Origin of the sequence: Pseudoalteromonas mucoides, assembly GCF_049257175.1 — a bacterium.
In the GTDB taxonomy this organism is placed as follows: Bacteria; Pseudomonadota; Gammaproteobacteria; order Enterobacterales; family Alteromonadaceae; genus Pseudoalteromonas.
The window spans coordinates 63564-80867 of record NZ_JBMMUC010000019.1 but is presented as its reverse complement, the minus strand read 5'-3'; the positions used below and the strand labels follow the sequence as shown (position 1 = coordinate 80867).

Sequence of the window (17304 nt, the reverse complement as noted above, 5' to 3'; positions counted from 1 at the left end):
AGCGCCTAGCGCCTAGCACGTCACGTACTGTGATTAAGCAGTGCTTTTAACTTGCCAGGCTTTATCGGTTTGGATAAATAATGAATATTAGCGGCTTTAGTTGCTTGTTTTAGTTCATCATCACGTACTGCGGTAATTAAAATAGCGGGCACAGGACTTTGCCAAATTTCACGCAACGTTTTAATAAGTGTTATACCATCGCAGTCATGGCCCAGCTGATAGTCCATTAAAATAACATCCGGCGCTTTATTTGCTTTTGCATATTCTAAAACAGTCTCAACTTGGTCAAACAGTTGATAATCCGCTTGCCATTTCTGTAATAAGCTGGCCATAGCATTTAAATTTTCAGGGTCATCATCCACAGCGATAACACTCATTGCTGCACGGTTTTCAAACAAGCTGTTGGTAGTAGTCTTTTGTTGTACAAATTGAGTATCACCGTAAGGAACTTCAATGCTAAAACGACTACCTTTGTGGACGGTTGAATGTACTTCTAACCGTAGGCTAAGTAAATCAACCATACGTTTAACCACACCTAAACCTAGCCCCACACCTTTGTTATCGCCAGCTTCAATGCGGTAAAAATCGTTAAATATCTTTGCTTGTTCTACTTCGCTTATACCTGGGCCGGTATCCCATACTTCAATGCGAAGGTGGTGTTTTCGTTTACGACATGCGACTAACACACGCCCTTCTTCTGTGTACTTAACTGCGTTAGACACTAAATTTTGGATAATCCTGCGTAAGTACGTGATATCACTATGAACTATTTGTTGCCCTGAGCGCACATGCAACTGTAAGCCTTTTTCACTGGATAAAATGGCATATTCGTTTCGCAGCGGCGCTAAAATATCATCAATACTGAAATGGCGCGGAGAGGGGGTCATAGCGCCTTGTTCAAGCTTTGCAATTTCAAGTAATGCTGACATTAAGTGAACAGTTGAATCGAGACTTGCACCGAGCTTTTCAAAGTTGTTGATATTGGCATCTGCCAACGAGGTCTCATCAATGGCTGCTAAGTACAAACGGGCCGCATTCAGTGGTTGTAAAATATCATGGCTTGCCAAGGCTAAAAATCGTGTTTTACTGTCATTTGCTTGTTCTGCTTCACGTTTGGCTAAAGTAAGTGCTTGCTCTGTTTGTACACGGCTTTCTATTTGAGCTTCGAGATCTTTATTAATAGTACGTATTTCTTGAGTACGTGCTTCAATGCGGTTTTCAAGATCCATGTTCACTTCTTCCAACGCATTTTGTGTGGCGATGTGCGTGGTGATGTCTGAAAAGCTGGTAACAAAGCCTCCATCAGGCAGTGGATTACCAATCATTTCATATACTTGTCCATTTCTGCGGTGCCGAATAAAGTGATGAGATGTGCCGTTTTTTAAATGTTGTACACGCTTTTCAACTTGGCGTTCTATTTCGCCTGGCCCACATTCTCCGCGCTCTGCGTTGTAACGAATAATCTCTTCGATAGGTTGACCTACTTCTAAAAAGTCTGCTGGGTAGTTAAACATTTCAGCGTAGCGTTTATTCCAGGCTACTAGTTTGAGGTCTTTATCGACGACCGAAATACCATGGCTCAAGTTCTCAAGTGACGTGAATAAAAGGTTTTGGTTAAATTGCAGTGCTTGGGTGGTTTCATCAAAAAAGTTAACCACTTCTTCAAAGGCCATGCGTTTACCTGAAGCCACAGTATGTATTAGTGCTTGAGCAGAAGAGGCACCTAAAACCCCCGTTAATGCGCGCTCGCAATAAGCAATAAACTCAGGATCTGGGTGGTTGTTATTATCATCTAATTGATGAGTTAGCGAGAAATGCGCTAGTACTTGTTGGCTACGTTGAACGCCTAAAAATGTTTGTAGCAAGATTTTAAAATCATACACTGTGGCTTTTACGTTTTTATTTAAACGCCTTGCCAGTACTGCTTGCTCTTTAGGGTTAACAAAAGCAGCCGCTTGAATTTTATCTATCAGCCGTTCATCGGCTCCGAGTGAAAAACTGATATAGCAGCCAATATTGGCAAATAGAGCGATGAGTGTACCTCGGGTTATTAAGGTTTGCTGTAGCTCGGTATCAAGGGTGTTACCGGCGTCTAAAATAGGCAGCATTAAAAATAAAACCCAGCAAATAAAACCCGCTAATAAACCAGCATATACTCCATAAGCATGGCCTTTACGCCAGTATAACCCACCAATAATAGCGGGTAATAATTGGGTTACCAATGAGAATGCAACTAACCCCATACTTGCGAGAGCTTTGCCGTGGCCAAACCATTGCTGATAAAAATACGAGAGAATTAAAATACCAGCGATGGTAAAACGCCTTACTAATAAAATGCGCGAACGATAACTGCTAGTGATCAAGTTGCGTTTAAACTTGCGACGTAGCATTAATGGTAATACAACATCGTTAGAAATCATGGTGCTGAGTGTGAGTGTAGCGACCACAATCATGGCCGTCGCTGCCGAGATTCCACCAATAAATACAAAGGTGGTGAGTAAAACGTTGTCGTGCATTAAAGGGAGTGCTAGTACAAAACTATCAGGTGAAAAGCTACTGCCAATATTTGGATGAATAGCGGCTGTGGCGATAGGCAAGATCATCGCAGCTGTGAGTAATAAATACAGTGGGAACGCCCAACGTGCGGTAAATAAATGGCGTTTGTCTTGGTTATCAACCACGGTGACATGAAACTGTCGTGGTAAACAAATAATTGCTGCTGCTGCCATTAATGATTGGCCAATAAAGTTAAAACTAAAAAAGTTAAAGCTACTCCAATGCTGCCATAAAGATTCAGTGTTTATTACCTCTCGCTCTGTGGGTAAATTAAATAGGGTATAAACAGCTAAGGCCGCTACAGCGACCAGTGCAAGTAGTTTTATTAAAGATTCAAATGCTACCGCTAGCATTAAACCCGAACGGTATTCTGTTACGTCGACCTTGCGTGTGCCAAAGAAAATTGCAAACATCGTCATAATCAATGTAGCTGACAGCGCAACCATAGACCCTGATATTTTATTATCGCTTTGTAACAGTAAAAAACTGCTGCTAAGAGCTTTCAACTGTAGGGCGATGTAAGGAATGGTGGCAAGTAAAGCGATAACAGTAACCATAATTGCCGTTGTTTGCCGTTTGCCATACCGAGCTGAAATAAAATCAGCAATGGTGGTGATATTTTGTTTTTTACTTACCAGTACAAGCTTACGTAAAAAGCCTTGGCCGAAAAAAAATAACAGCGCAGGACCAAGTAAAATAGGTAAGTAACTCCAACTACTTGTTGCTGCTGTACCCACTGAACCATAATAAGTCCAAGAAGTGCAATAAATACCTAAAGAAAATGAATAAACAAATGGGTGATGGCTAATGCGCTTTGCTAATGGAGTGGTTTTATCTCCCCAGTTTGCAAGCCAGAACAGCACGCCAATATAGGCTAATGCGACAAAAATTAGAGCTGCAGTCATGTAATAATTCAGTTTTTATTATGATGGTTAATACCATACCAGAAATTGAAAATAATTTGAGCTGTCAATTATTATACTTATTTATCCACAATACTAAACGGTTGATATTAAACGTGTTTTTGAGGTGGTGCAAAAATGTTCGACTAATGTCGCAGATCAACAATATAGCCTTGCTGAATAGTGATAATCACTTGGCGAAAATGTTTAACGTGATGATATTTAACGAACTTTACTTTTGATTAACAAGTCTTAATCGGCAGCTTACGTAAACGTTAACCTCTTGTTACGACCATGGTCTCAATTCAATCTTGCTCAGGCATTGCTAACTTTATATACGAACATAAAACACACACATCATTTTTCGGTGTTAATGAGGAATATAAAATGGCTTTTAAAGATGAAGAACAAGCAAAAGCTTATTGGGCGGAAAACATTTCACTGCTGTTTAAATTATTAGCAGTCTGGTTTGTCGTATCCTTCGGTTTTGGTATTTTACTGGTAGATGTACTTAATGAAGTACGCTTTTTTGGGTTTAAACTTGGCTTCTGGTTTTCCCAGCAAGGCGCGATTTACACCTTTGTGGCTTTGATTTTTGTTTACGTTTTCAAAATGAATACGTTAGATAAAAAATACGGCGTAGACGAATAGGAGCTTAAGTAATGGATGTTCAAACACTCACGTTTTTAATTGTTGGTTTAAGCTTCGCGCTGTATATCGGCATTGCAATATGGGCCCGTGCAGGGTCAACAAAAGAATTTTATGTAGCGGGAGGTGGTGTTCCGCCTTTAGCCAATGGTATGGCAACGGCCGCAGATTGGATGAGTGCGGCGTCATTTATCTCCATGGCGGGTATCATCTCTTTTGCAGGTTATGATGGCGGTGTTTACTTAATGGGGTGGACAGGTGGCTATGTATTACTCGCCATGTGTTTAGCGCCTTACTTACGTAAATTTGGTAAGTTCACAGTGCCTGACTTTATCGGCGATCGTTACTATTCACGTACCGCTCGTTTAGTGGCAATTTTATGTGCTATTTTTATCTGCTTTACTTATATTGCTGGGCAAATGCGCGGTGTAGGAGTGGTGTTTTCACGCTTTTTAGAAGTTGAGATCGAGACCGGTGTGTACATTGGTATGGTGATTGTATTCTTCTATGCAGTGCTTGGCGGTATGAAAGGGATTACTTACACTCAAGTAGCACAGTATTGCGTATTAGTATTCGCATACTTAGTGCCTGCAATATTTATCTCAATGATGATGACAGGGCACTTCTTCCCGCAAACAGGCTTTGGTGCCACACTAAGTGATGGCTCTGGCATGTATGTACTGGATAAGCTTGATGGCTTAAGCGCTGAACTGGGTTTTGCTCAATACACCGAAGGCTCTAAGAGCATAATTGACGTATTTGCAATCACAGGTGCATTGATGGTGGGTACTGCAGGTTTACCACACGTTATTGTACGTTTCTTTACTGTACCTCGTGTTAAAGATACGCGCATTTCTGCAGCGTGGACGTTAGTATTTATCGCGATTGTTTACACCACTGCGCCAGCAGTTGCATCGTTTGCACGTGTTAACATGATTGATACGATTAACGGTAAAGATGGCAGTGGTACTGAGTATGCACAAGCGCCGACTTGGGTTAAAAACTGGGAAAGAACAGGTCTTATTACCTTTAATGATAAAAACGGTGATGGCAAAATGTTCTACACAGCCGGTAAGGTTGACGATCCTAACAGTGCAAATGAGGTAAACGTTGACCGTGATATCATGGTATTAGCAAATCCTGAAATTGCTAACTTACCTGCATGGGTTATCGCATTAGTGGCTGCCGGTGGTATTGCTGCAGCGCTATCAACAACGGCTGGTTTATTATTGGTTATTTCAACGTCGGTCTCGCATGATTTACTTAAGCGAACTCTCAAGCCAGATATTAGCGATAAACAAGAGTTACTCGCAGCGAGGTTGGCAGCTATGATTGCTATTGTTATTTCCGCTTACTTTGGTATAAACCCGCCTGGATTTGTGGCGTCGGTGGTGGCATTTGCATTTGGCTTAGCTGCTGCAAGTTTCTTCCCGGCGATTATTATGGGGATTTTCTCTAAGACGATGAATAAAGAAGGTGCGATAGCAGGTATGGTGACAGGTATTACCTTTACTGCGGCATATATTATCTTCTTCAAATTTGTTAGCCCTGAACTTAACAGCCCTGAACATTGGTTCTTAGGCATTTCACCAGAAGGTATTGGCTTAGTTGGTATGGTTATTAACTTTGCTGTTGCAGCTATAGTATTAAAGCTAACTGCTGAAACCCCAGTTGAAATCCAAGAAATGGTTGAAGGTATTCGTAATCCTAAAGGCTCTAGTGAAGCGCATGCTCACTAACAATGACTTGATTGTTATTTAAGCCAAAGCCCGACTTTTGTCGGGCTTTTTATTTTTTATGAATATGCGTAATGTAGTCACTCTGGTCTTATTATTTGCGAGTACAGTTATGAATAACGAGCAGCAGGAAGTCGCCCAGTTTGTCAAAATACAAACGCCGTTTAGTCAAATCGATAGTAGTGCAACCGATTATTTTGTAACCCATGTCGATAGCATTTATTTGACCCGAGAAAATCAATCGCGATGGCTACAGTCCGACTCGCCGAGGTTGTTTTTAATTCGCTCTGGATTATATGACCTAGTTGATGCCAAAGGCGATGTGATCACGCGTTTAGCGCAAGGTGATTATTTGGGTTTTCCCTCTTTGTTAACAGGAGAGGCAATACAAAACCGTTTAGAAACGCAAAAAGCGGGCATAGTGTATATGCTCAATCAAGAGAGTTTTGATTTCTTGCGTCGAGAATATAAGCCGTTTGAACAATATTTTGTTCGTGCCCATGCTAATAGACTACTTTCCTCCCATTATAAAAGTCAAAACGAAAGTTGGTCTGAGAGAAAAATATCAGAGCTGATGTCACGTAAAGCGGTTACATTACCTCCTGACGCGAGCATTCGCCAAACAGCTAAAAAAATGAAAATGCACGGTGTTTCGTCAATAATGATCACAGAATATGAACAGTTGGTCGGGGTCGTGACTGATCGTGATTTACGCAATCGCGTGCTTGCAGATGAGGTTGAGCCAAAAGAAGCTGTGAGCACAATAATGAGTAAAAAGCCCAAGTATATATTTGAGAATAATCGGGTTTTTTCAGCACTCCATTTAATGCTCAAACATAATATTCATCATTTACCAGTATTAGATGAGCACCATAAAGCACTGGGCATGATCACCAGTACTGATTTGTTACGTCAGCAAAAAAGTGACCCAGTACAATTAATTGGCCGCATTTATAAAGCACATAGTATTAGCGACTTAAAACGATATGCTGGGGAAATACCCGAGTTGCTTCGAGGTTTTTCGCATAATATTGATGATATTTCTTTGATTGGCAAATTACTCAGTGGGCTAACCGATGCATTAACGTCACGGCTTATTCACTTATTTCAAGAAGACAATGGGGCAGCGCCGACCAGTTTTAGTTTTATTTGTTTTGGCTCACAAGCACGAGAAGAGCAAACTCTGCACTCAGATCAAGATAATGGCTTGTTATTACCAGATGACTTAACACCGCAGCATCAAGATTACTTTCGCCGTATGGGAGAGTTTGTGTGTGAGCAACTTGTAGAATGCGGAATTAGGCGCTGCCCCGGTAATATCATGGCCAGCAGTGAATTGTGTAGAATGGGTATTTCAGATTGGTGCGAACGTTTCTTTAAGTGGATTAAAAGCCCCACTCCTGAGGCAATGCTTAATTGTAAAATATTTTTTGATTTACGGTTTATTGAAGGCTCAAACTCACTTTATACCAGTTTTTGTGAGCAGTTAACCCGTATATCTCGCAATGACTTGTTTTATGCTGCGATGGCTAATGATATAAAAAGTAACGCAGTGCCCATTGGTTTGTTTAATCAATTTAAGCTAGAGAAAGATGCCAAGCAGCACAAGTTTATTGATCTAAAGAAACGCGGCGTGGTGATCATTAACGACATAGTGCGGTTATATGCGTTAAAAGCAGGAGTAAGGCGAGCAAATACCCAAGAGCGTCTTGATGCACTATTAAAATACCCACTGTTAAATAATCAGGATGTATATAATTTAAAAGATTGCTGGCGTTTCTTAACCCAATTGCGTTTACGCACCCAAATTAACGAAGAGGGCTTGCCGAGTAACTGTATTAATCCTGATGAGTTAAATTCCTTGGAGCGCCATCAGCTCAAAGAAGCGTTTTATTTAATCAAACAAGCACAACAAGCGGCCGCATTTAAATTTGCTAGGGGGAGTTTGTAATGCACAAAACGTTAAGGACTCAAAGTGGTTAAGCGTTGGTTGGGTCGTTATTTATCAAAAAAGAAATTGTTAGCTACAAGTGCTGCGAGCCAGCGTTATATTGTTATCGATCTTGAGCTCACGGGACTTGATGTTAAGCAACATGAGATAGTCTCTGTTGCGTGGGTTTTAATTGAACAGCAGTGTATTAAGCTCAGCCAAGCTGCACATTATATTAATAAAGACGTACAACAATTAGAGCAAAGCCCTGTTTTTCATGGTATCGCGCAACAAGATATTATTACAGGGCAAAGCTTAGACGTTATTCTAACTAAGTTAAGAGATTACTTTGATGATGCAATTTTAGTGTTTCACAATGCCAGTTTAGATTGGGGATTTTTAAAACACGCTTTTAAAGCAAAGGGAATATCGGCGAAACCTAAGTTGATTCTTGATGCATTTTTAATAGAAAAAAAGCGATTACACCATCAAGGACAAGAAATCGCTTTAGATGATTTAACGTTAGCTGCTTGTAGAGCGCGTTATCAGTTACCTGACTATCATAACCATCACGCTTTAACCGATGCTACCGCAACAGCTGAATTATTACTTGCGCAGTGCTATCAAATAGGCCAAGGTAAAAATTTAAAGTTAGTTGATTTAATTTAAGCTTCATTTACTTTTCGTCATGTTAAAAGCCGTGTGATACTTTTAAATAGATGGCGACTGAATAAGAGACTGATATATAAACGAAAATTAACTTTAAGTATTGTTTTGTAAATACACAGTCAGGCTTTGTCAGTGCAGTTATTTGCTTCTTTTTCTGCTAATCTATCGTCTTGATATCGAGTTTATTTATAGGTTTTTTAATGAAGAATAATTTACTGCCATCTTTGGTTGGTGTGATAGTCAGTTTAATTGCTGTGTGGTGGTTGCATGGGTTTTTATTAGTGGATCGTTGTTTAGATAGTGGCGGCGCAATTGATCATAAAACTAACTTATGTATGGGCGAAAAAAACCAAATAATAGAGCTAGCAACGTCATCAGGTACATTAGCCATTTATTGTATTGCGATTATGATAGTTTCATTAGTATCCGGAAGTTTAATACGCAAGCTACTTAAGCGTTAAACAATTTATCTTTTCTAACTGTAGAGCCTAAGCCTTAGGAAGTTTGGGGTGATATAAAACTTGTGCTACACATTTATTTAACGTTACCTCTTATATTCAACTCCAAGGTCGATTACAATACGCGCATCAAAAAGGCAGGTTGCCTTTATCTGCAAGCAAATAGAGTGGATTTTCTAACGAATGGCAATCAAACTTGCAATCAATGGTTTTGGTCGAATTGGTCGGAATATTGTTCGTGCCCTGTATGAGTCAGGCTTAAACGATGAGATCAAAATTGTTGCAATAAATGAACTGGCGGATCCTCAAGGGATCGCGCATCTCCTTAAATACGATACTTCGCATGGACGCTTTAAGTTTCCCGTAACACTTGGCGAAGATAGCATTACCGTTGCTAATGATTCTATCGCCTTATTCTGCGAAGAAAATCCCGCCGAATTGCCTTGGCAAATATTGGATGTGGATGTTGTTTTAGAGTGTACCGGTGTGTTTCACTCTCGCGAACATGCTCAGTTACATCTAAATGCTGGTGCGAAGAAAGTGCTATTTTCTCAACCTGCAGATGCTGATGTTGATGCCACAATCGTGTATGGTATTAATGATGATGAATTAACCGCAGCGCAAACAATTGTTTCAAATGGTTCATGCACGACTAACTGCATAGTGCCAGTTATAAAAGTACTTGATGATGCCTTTGCGATTGAGTCAGGGGCGATTACCACAATTCATGCGTCAATGAACGATCAACAAGTGATTGATGCGTATCATCATGACTTACGTCGCACCCGTGCTGCGAGTCAATCTATTATCCCCGTAGATACCAAACTAGCCCGTGGTATTGAGCGTATTTTGCCTAAATTCCATGGCCGTTTTGAAGCGATTGCTGTACGCGTACCAACTATCAATGTAACTGCGATGGATTTAAGCGTAACAGTGAATACCGATGTGGATTTACTTGCGGTTAATAAAGCATTAAAGGCTGCAGCGAAAGATCGCCTCGAAGGGATTTTAAGTTACACCGAAGAACCATTAGTGTCTGTCGATTTTAACCATGATGCACACTCTTGTATTATTGATGGCACACAGACACGTGTTAGTCATAAACGACTGATAAAGTTATTAGTCTGGTGTGACAATGAATGGGGATTTGCCAACCGAATGCTCGACACAGCAAAGTGCATGATGGTTGCAAGTAACTAAATTAAATAGCTAAATTAAATAGCTAAATATTATAATTAAAAGTTTTTACTCAAGTCAGTATCGTTAACTAAGGAGAAGTCCATGTCGGTCATAAATATGGCAGATTTAGATTTAAACGGCAAACGCGTGTTAATTCGTGAAGATTTAAATGTACCCGTAAAAGCAGGTAAAGTGACCTCTGATGCACGTATTCGTGCAGCATTACCTAGTATTAAATTAGCCCTTGAAAAAGGCGCAAAAGTAATGGTGATGTCACACCTTGGCCGCCCTACGGAAGGGGAATACAACGAAGAGTTTTCACTAGCTCCTGTTGTTGATTATCTAAATGAAGCACTAGAGCAGACAGTGCGTCTTGAAAAAGACTATTTAGATGGTGTTGAAATTGCTGATAATGAAGTGGTTGTTTTTGAAAACGTACGCTTTAATGTTGGCGAAAAGAAAAACGATGAAGCCTTAGCTAAAAAACTAGCTGCATTATGTGACGTATATGTAATGGATGCTTTTGGTACGGCTCACCGCGCACAAGCGTCTACTCATGGTGTTGGCGTATATGCTGATGTTGCTTGTGCTGGCCCATTACTGGCTGCTGAACTTGATGCATTAGGTAAAGCACTTGATAACCCTGCACGTCCTTTAGTGGCTATTGTAGGTGGCTCAAAAGTATCTACTAAATTAACTGTACTTGATTCACTATCTACCATTGTTGATCAATTAGTGACAGGTGGCGGTATCGCGAATACCTTTATTGCAGCTGCTGGCTACCCTGTAGGTAAATCACTTTATGAAGCTGATTTAATTGATGAAGCTAATAAGCTAAGTGCTGCTGCTAAAAGCAACAATGGTGAAATTCCTGTCCCAACTGATGTGGTTGTAGGAAATGAGTTTTCAGAGTCAGCGGTTGCAACGTTGAAAGATGTGAGCGAAGTAACCAGCGATGATATGATTTTTGATATTGGCCCTGATACTGCAAATCAATTAGCAAAAATCATTGCTAATGCCGGCACGGTTGTTTGGAATGGCCCGGTTGGTGTATTTGAATTTGATCAATTTGGTAATGGTACACGTGCCATTGCACAAGCAATTGCAGACTCAAATGCGTTTTCAATTGCAGGAGGCGGTGACACGCTAGCAGCCATTGATAAATATGGTATTGCCGATAAAGTTTCGTATATTTCAACAGGCGGTGGTGCTTTCCTTGAATTTTTAGAAGGGAAAAAATTGCCAGCTGTTGCTATGCTAGAAGAGCGCGCTAAGTAAAGTTAGTTGCTCGCTGGTGTGAGTAGTATTACTTGCACCAGCAAAGACCATTAATTAAATACCTCTCACCCTTATTTAATTGTTGGTTTTGGTTAACCGGTAGCTTTGGCGAGTGTCGATTCTATCGTGATGCAGTGATTGCATCGAATTAAACTATTCCGTTCGAACTAGGTAGTTTGTGCGTGCGTGCAGCTATCGACAATTTGGAGAATACCCAATGGCTTTAATCAGTATGCGACAACTTCTTGATCATGCAGCTGAAAATGGTTACGGCGTACCAGCATTTAACGTTAATAACCAAGAGCAAATCCGCGCTATTATGATGGCGGCTGATAAAACAAACAGCCCTGTAATTGTGCAAGGCTCAGCAGGTGCTCGTGCCTACGCTGGTGCCCCATTTATTCGTCATATGATTTTAGCAGCCATTGAAGAATGGCCACATATTCCTGTGGTAATGCACCAAGATCACGGCACATCACCAGGCGTTTGCCAACGTTCAATTCAATTAGGTTTTTCATCAGTAATGATGGATGGCTCATTAATGACCGATGGTAAAACACCTTCAAGTTACGATTATAACGTTGATGTTACACGTAAAACCGTTGAACTTGCACACTCATGTGGTGTATCAGTAGAAGGCGAGTTAGGTGTATTAGGTTCACTTGAAACGGGTGAAGCTGGCGAAGAAGATGGCGTTGGTGCTGAAGGTAAATTAACTACAGATCAAATGCTAACAGATCCTGAAGAAGCTGCTGACTTTGTTAGTAAAACACATGTTGATGCACTAGCAATTGCGTGTGGTACTTCACATGGCGCTTATAAATTTACTCGCCCACCAACAGACGATATTTTAGCAATTGATCGTATTAAAGCGATTCATGCGCGTATTCCTAATACGCACTTAGTTATGCATGGTTCTTCGTCAGTACCACAAGAGTGGCTTGAAATCATCAACCAATACGGTGGTGAAATCCCTGAAACTTATGGCGTGCCAGTTGAGCAGATCGTTGAAGGTATCAAGTTTGGTGTGCGTAAAGTCAATATTGATACTGATTTACGTTTAGCATCAACAGGGGCTATTCGTCGTCATTTAGCACAAAACCCTGCAAACTTTGACCCACGTAAATACCTAGCTGAAGCAACTAAAGCGATGACAGAGATATGTGTTGCGCGTTATGAGTCATTTGGCACAGCAGGCCAAGCAAGTAAGATTAAGCCAATCTCACTTGATGAAATGCACCTTAAATATTTAACTGGCGAATTAGATCCGCAAATTAAATAATTTAAGTCTGAATCAAAAAGCCAGAGTCTCTGTGAGTTTCTGGCTTTTTTTATGCCAGTCAAAAACTATTAAAACAAATACATGTAGCTAATTTTTAATTACAGACTATGCTTTAAAAGAGTTAAATATCAATTACAAGGACTATCATGGATAACAAATTACTACTTATTATTTTGTCGTTGTTTTTACCTCCAGTTGCGGTTTTTTTAAAGGCTGGAGTAGGTAAAGATTTAATCATTAATATTGTTCTGTGTTTTATCTTTTTTATACCCGCGGTAATTCATGCCCTTTGGCTGTGTACACGTTAAGGCATCGCTGGAAATAAATTCAGTAGCTTCGATTAAGTTTCAGTTACTGTTAACTTTACAGGTGTTAGCGTGTATAGCTATATGCTAAGCTCGCACCTGTAAATTAACCTCTGGAAATTAATAACAACATCAATGGCTGATAAAAAAGAACCTCGCTCATCGAAAACCTCAACAAAGCGCCCTGTAAAAAAGGCGGCTAGTAATACGGCTAAAACTGCAAAAAAAGCCTCCAAGAAAAAAACGGTAAAAAACACTAGTACGCGAAGCTTTGGCCGTAAACTATTTTCTATTTTTTGGAAATTGAGTCTTGCAGGTGTTGTCGCTATGGCTCTTTATTTAATCTACCTTGACGCCAAAATAACTCGTCAGTTTGAAGGTAATAAGTGGCAGTTACCAGCACAAGTATATGCTCGTGCAATGAGCTTTTATCCAGGGCAGTTTTTATCAAGCCAAGAAGTGCTTTGGGAGCTTGATAGGTTAAATTACTCGTCAGTTAATAAGCTAAGTCGTACTGGTCAGTATATAAAAAGTGGCGATAGCATTAAAATTTTTCGCCGTGAGTTTGAGTTTTTTGATGGCTTAGAGAGTGCACAAGTCATTGAGCTGCGCTTTGCAGGGAAAAAACTAGCAACGATCAAAGATAAATTTGGCAGACGACTAAACAGCGCACGTTTAGAGCCAGTGCAGATAGCCCGAATTGGGAATGATTCAAAACAGGATCGTGAGTTTGTGCCTCTTGATAAATTTCCAGCAATGCTTAAAGACACCTTGTTAGTGGTAGAAGATCAAAAGTTTTATGAGCACCATGGGGTGTCTGTATTATCTATTATGCGCGCTTTATATAGTAATATTAAAGCTGGCCGCACCGTTCAAGGGGGCAGCACGTTAACTCAGCAATTAGCTAAAAACATCTATTTAACCCGTGAACGCACCCTTATTCGTAAATTCAACGAAGCACTCATCGCATTGATTTTGGATTATAGGTACTCTAAAGATCAAATCTTAGAGGCTTATTTAAATGAAGTGTATCTTGGCCAGTCTTATAACCAAGGTGTGCATGGTATGGGCCTAGCGTCTGAGTTTTATTTTTCTAAACCAGTAGATGAGCTTGAGTTTGACCAAATAGCCCTGCTTGTTGCTATGGTTAAAGGGCCATCGTATTACAACCCGCGAAGATACAGTGAACGTACGATGGAGCGTCGAGATCTTGTCCTACGACTCATGGTTGATAATAAACTTATTGATACTCGCGAATACCGAGCTGCATTGCAGCGGCCAATTGATATCGCTCCAATGAAAGATAGCCTTCCTAAATCATACCCAGGTTATTTAGAGTTAGTGGACCGTGAGCTTAAACGATTACTCCCAGATCAAGAAGTACTTGATGCGGGGGTCAGAGTATTTACATATTTTGATTTACAAAAGCAAGCGGCGATGGAAGAAGCCATCACAGAAAGCCTACCGTATCTTGAAAGAAGAGCAACAACAGAACAACTAGAAGCCGCTATGGTGTCTGTTAATGTTGAAAAAGGTGGTGTATCAGCGTTAGTAGCTGGCCGAGATCCACGCTTTCTAGGTTTTAACCGAGTACTGGATACAAAGCGAAATATTGGCTCGTTAGTTAAGCCTGCAGTTTATTTAACAGCACTTGAGTCAGCTAATTATAACTTAGCTACATTATTAGATGACTCTCCTGTTCAAGTAACAAATCAGCAAGGCAAAGTTTGGCAGCCTGAAAATTTTGATCACCAATATCGCGGCATGATGCCACTTTATAAAGCATTCAGTAAAAGTATTAATATTCCAGCGGTTAATTTGGGGTTAGATGTAGGGGTTGATAAAGTGGCAACTACATTATCTAAACTTGGCGCTAAACAGGATATTGAGCAATACCCATCATTGCTATTAGGCGCGGTTGAGATGTCGAGCTTAGAGGTCGCTCAACTTTATACAACGCTTGCCGCTGATGGAGAATACCGAGAGTTAACCTCTATTTCAGCATTGACTGATTCCGTGGGTAAGGTTTTATATCAACACCGGGTTCGCTCAGAACCACGGTTTGATAAAGCGGCTGCTTATATGACTAAATATGCTATGAAACGGGTGACCAAAGACGGTACCGCTAAACGCTTAAATGCACATTTTCCTTCTATTCAATTAGCAGGTAAAACGGGTACCAGTAATGACTTACGTGATAGTTGGTTTGCCGGGTTTGATCAAAGCACTGTGACGGTCGCTTGGATCGGTCGTGATGATAATAAAAGTACCGGGTTGACAGGTAGCGTTGGTGCGCTTGAAAGCTATATTCGTTACTTAAAACCATTAAACCCGGAATCGATTGCTGATACCCGACCTCCAACAATTCGTTGGGCATTTGTAAATGAGCAAACAGGAATGCAAGCCCCACCAGGGTGTGGCAAGGTAATCCAATTACCACTGCGGGCTGCAGAGTTTGAACCTAGGCCAAGTTGTCAGCGCTAAGAAGTAGTTTAAAGCTTAACGTTTTTTGTTAAGCTTTAAACTTACTCATTGCATTTGATAGCCGCTCTGATAGTAGGCTTAACTTTTGAGCGTCGCCAAGGCTTGATTGAGCCGATGCTTTTGTTTCTAATGCAAGAGTACTTATTTGCTCTGCGTCATTGAGTGCTTGGGCTGTTGCCTTTGATTGCTCCTGAACTCTTTGTGCAATAAGCTCACCTTGTTGCTCTATCTCTAACATACTGGTTTGCGCATTTTGTAGTACAGAGTTGGTACTGTTAGCTGAGTTAACACATTCAGCCATTTTAGTTACGCTAGTTTGCATTTTTTGTTGAGTGTCATCGGAAGCTTTTTGTAATGAGCTGATAATTTGATGGATTTCTTGAGTTTGTAATTGAGTGCGTGATGCCAAAGTACGTACTTCATCAGCGACCACGGCAAATCCACGGCCTTGCTCACCAGCTCGGGCGGCTTCAATGGCAGCATTGAGAGCGAGTAAGTTGGTTTGATCGGCTATTTCACTAATTCCCTTACTAACATTGCCGATGTTTTGGCTATCAGTCGCTAATCGGTCTAATGCTTTTTGATTTTCTTTAAATTCAATTTGTAAGTCTTCCATGTACCTAGCAAGTTCCATGGTATTGGTTGAACTTTCTTTAACATGCCCGGCAGCGCCTTGTGCAATATGCATTGCTTGAACCGCCGAGTCCTCGACAGCGTGAGCACTGTTTGACATATCACTAAGGGCGCCGTGTATCGCACTCACGCGACTTTGTTGCTCAATTACATCTTCACTTGTTTTATAACTTGCTTGTTCTAGAGAGTGTGTAGCTTCACTTAAATCAACGGTTGTGGTTTTTACGTCCGCTAATAATTGAGTAAATGCTTTAAGTAGTGCATTGTAACGAGCTGTAATTATGCTCATTTCATCATTACCGAGGGATGTTAAGGTCGCGCTCAAATCACCATCAGCAGCTTGTTCTGCCGCATTAGCGAAGCGAGTGATTCCACCTACAACAGCTAAATAAAAGCCAATCAATAAGTAAGCTGCGCTAAGTAAGCATATGAATGAAGCAATTAACACGATATTTCTTATCAGACGCTGTTGCTGCAGCTTATCAGTTATTAGCTTTTTGAGAGTAGGGATGCTTTGGTTTATAAGTTGTTGTAAGTCATTTTGAACGGTGCTGTAGTAACGGGAAAATTCAATTTTAGATATCGATAAATTGTCTGGCTCCAGCATTTTATTATCGATAGTGTTTTTTAATTGAGTAACACTTTTTTGCAGTTTTGATAGTAAAGGGGATAGCTTTTCATTAACCAAGGGGCTTGCTTCTGTCGCTATAGCAAGTGTTTTTTGCACTTGTGCTTGGTACTGCGGTAATGACTTCGTTAAATTTGATAACGCTATAAAGGTCGTCGGAGTGAAAGCTTGGTTATTTAGTACAGTATTAGCACTATCATTAGCTAAATTTATTTGCTTGATGAGCGCGGGGATTGCAGTAACCAATACGCGATTTAAGTAAGCACTTGATAAGTGTTCATCAACAGCAAGTTGAGATTGAATGGAGATTAACTCTAGCGCATCAGCATATTGCTCGTCCCTTACATTAAAACCATGTTCGCGAGCAATTGCAGCGCTTGTATTAACTTTTCCAGTCATTTGGTTATTAAGTAAAGCCTCATAGGTTTGTAGCCCTTGGCGCTTCATTGTGGAAATATGTATGCTTTCAGTTAGTAAGCTGAGCAAGAAAAATAAACTTAATGCCAGCGGAGCGAGTAAAATACCAAACACTAAACCGATTTTAGTTTTATATTTTAAGTGTTCCATCAAGTTGATGGCAGGGGCCGTAAAGTGTCGTAATCCTGGCATAATGCTC

The 17304-nt window shown here is 40.5% G+C and carries 12 protein-coding genes; 10 read left to right on the top strand and 2 right to left on the bottom strand.

What is annotated here, in order from left to right:
* Positions 1 to 20: 20 nt before the first annotated feature.
* Positions 21 to 3461, bottom strand: a complete 3441-nt coding sequence (locus tag AAEU30_RS18505) for a PAS domain-containing hybrid sensor histidine kinase/response regulator (protein ID WP_421961804.1) — start codon at positions 3459 to 3461, stop codon at positions 21 to 23.
* A 384-nt stretch (positions 3462 to 3845) separates the two neighbouring features.
* Between AAEU30_RS18505 and AAEU30_RS18500 the strand changes: the two genes are divergently transcribed.
* The 10 genes from AAEU30_RS18500 to mrcB all read left to right on the top strand — a co-directional run bounded on the left by AAEU30_RS18500 (position 3846) and on the right by mrcB (position 15427).
* Positions 3846 to 4109 (top strand): DUF4212 domain-containing protein, encoded by a 264-nt coding sequence (locus AAEU30_RS18500; protein ID WP_004586074.1) that lies wholly within the window; start codon positions 3846 to 3848, stop codon positions 4107 to 4109.
* Between the two features lie 11 nt (positions 4110 to 4120).
* Positions 4121 to 5845: a sodium:solute symporter family protein gene (locus tag AAEU30_RS18495; RefSeq protein WP_421961803.1), complete on the top strand. Its 1725-nt coding sequence runs from the start codon at positions 4121 to 4123 to the stop codon at positions 5843 to 5845.
* A 109-nt stretch (positions 5846 to 5954) separates the two neighbouring features.
* The gene (locus tag AAEU30_RS18490) at positions 5955 to 7793 is read left to right on the top strand and encodes a DUF294 nucleotidyltransferase-like domain-containing protein (RefSeq protein WP_421961802.1); all 1839 of its coding nucleotides are present in this window, start codon (positions 5955 to 5957) and stop codon (positions 7791 to 7793) included.
* Positions 7794 to 7817: 24 nt separating this feature from the next.
* The gene (locus tag AAEU30_RS18485) at positions 7818 to 8441 is read left to right on the top strand and encodes a 3'-5' exonuclease (protein ID WP_421961801.1); all 624 of its coding nucleotides are present in this window, start codon (positions 7818 to 7820) and stop codon (positions 8439 to 8441) included.
* 200 nt (positions 8442 to 8641) lie between these two features.
* Complete coding sequence (locus AAEU30_RS18480) at positions 8642 to 8902, top strand: hypothetical protein (RefSeq protein WP_421961800.1); 261 nt, start codon at positions 8642 to 8644, stop codon at positions 8900 to 8902.
* 180 nt (positions 8903 to 9082) lie between these two features.
* Positions 9083 to 10099 (top strand): erythrose-4-phosphate dehydrogenase, encoded by a 1017-nt coding sequence (gene epd / locus AAEU30_RS18475; RefSeq protein ID WP_421961799.1) that lies wholly within the window; start codon positions 9083 to 9085, stop codon positions 10097 to 10099.
* A gap of 81 nt (positions 10100 to 10180) precedes the next feature.
* The gene (locus AAEU30_RS18470) at positions 10181 to 11356 is read left to right on the top strand and encodes a phosphoglycerate kinase (RefSeq protein WP_421961798.1); all 1176 of its coding nucleotides are present in this window, start codon (positions 10181 to 10183) and stop codon (positions 11354 to 11356) included.
* A 217-nt stretch (positions 11357 to 11573) separates the two neighbouring features.
* Positions 11574 to 12638, top strand: a complete 1065-nt coding sequence (fba, locus tag AAEU30_RS18465) for a class II fructose-bisphosphate aldolase (protein WP_087531004.1) — start codon at positions 11574 to 11576, stop codon at positions 12636 to 12638.
* Positions 12639 to 12784: 146 nt separating this feature from the next.
* On the top strand, positions 12785 to 12946 hold the full coding sequence (locus tag AAEU30_RS18460; RefSeq protein WP_087531003.1) for a YqaE/Pmp3 family membrane protein: 162 nt from the start codon (positions 12785 to 12787) through the stop codon (positions 12944 to 12946).
* Between the two features lie 132 nt (positions 12947 to 13078).
* The gene (gene mrcB / locus AAEU30_RS18455) at positions 13079 to 15427 is read left to right on the top strand and encodes a penicillin-binding protein 1B (protein ID WP_421961797.1); all 2349 of its coding nucleotides are present in this window, start codon (positions 13079 to 13081) and stop codon (positions 15425 to 15427) included.
* Positions 15428 to 15455: 28 nt separating this feature from the next.
* Here the strand turns inward: mrcB and AAEU30_RS18450 are convergent, their stop codons facing one another.
* Positions 15456 to 17297 (bottom strand): methyl-accepting chemotaxis protein, encoded by a 1842-nt coding sequence (locus tag AAEU30_RS18450; protein ID WP_421961796.1) that lies wholly within the window; start codon positions 17295 to 17297, stop codon positions 15456 to 15458.
* Positions 17298 to 17304: the final 7 nt, after the last annotated feature.

What these genes read in the sequence shown, in the direction of transcription:
- AAEU30_RS18490 (WP_421961802.1), top strand. Translation starts at nt 5,955, where the DNA reads ATGAATAACGAGCAGCAGGAAGTCGCCCAGTTTGTCAAAATACAAACG.
- AAEU30_RS18450 (WP_421961796.1), bottom strand. Translation starts at nt 17,297, where the DNA reads ATGCCAGGATTACGACACTTTACGGCCCCTGCCATCAACTTGATGGAA.
- AAEU30_RS18480 (WP_421961800.1), top strand. Translation starts at nt 8,642, where the DNA reads ATGAAGAATAATTTACTGCCATCTTTGGTTGGTGTGATAGTCAGTTTA.
- fba (WP_087531004.1), top strand. Translation starts at nt 11,574, where the DNA reads ATGGCTTTAATCAGTATGCGACAACTTCTTGATCATGCAGCTGAAAAT.
- AAEU30_RS18460 (WP_087531003.1), top strand. Translation starts at nt 12,785, where the DNA reads ATGGATAACAAATTACTACTTATTATTTTGTCGTTGTTTTTACCTCCA.
- AAEU30_RS18505 (WP_421961804.1), bottom strand. Translation starts at nt 3,461, where the DNA reads ATGACTGCAGCTCTAATTTTTGTCGCATTAGCCTATATTGGCGTGCTG.
- epd (WP_421961799.1), top strand. Translation starts at nt 9,083, where the DNA reads ATGGCAATCAAACTTGCAATCAATGGTTTTGGTCGAATTGGTCGGAAT.
- AAEU30_RS18470 (WP_421961798.1), top strand. Translation starts at nt 10,181, where the DNA reads ATGTCGGTCATAAATATGGCAGATTTAGATTTAAACGGCAAACGCGTG.
- AAEU30_RS18495 (WP_421961803.1), top strand. Translation starts at nt 4,121, where the DNA reads ATGGATGTTCAAACACTCACGTTTTTAATTGTTGGTTTAAGCTTCGCG.
- AAEU30_RS18500 (WP_004586074.1), top strand. Translation starts at nt 3,846, where the DNA reads ATGGCTTTTAAAGATGAAGAACAAGCAAAAGCTTATTGGGCGGAAAAC.
- mrcB (WP_421961797.1), top strand. Translation starts at nt 13,079, where the DNA reads ATGGCTGATAAAAAAGAACCTCGCTCATCGAAAACCTCAACAAAGCGC.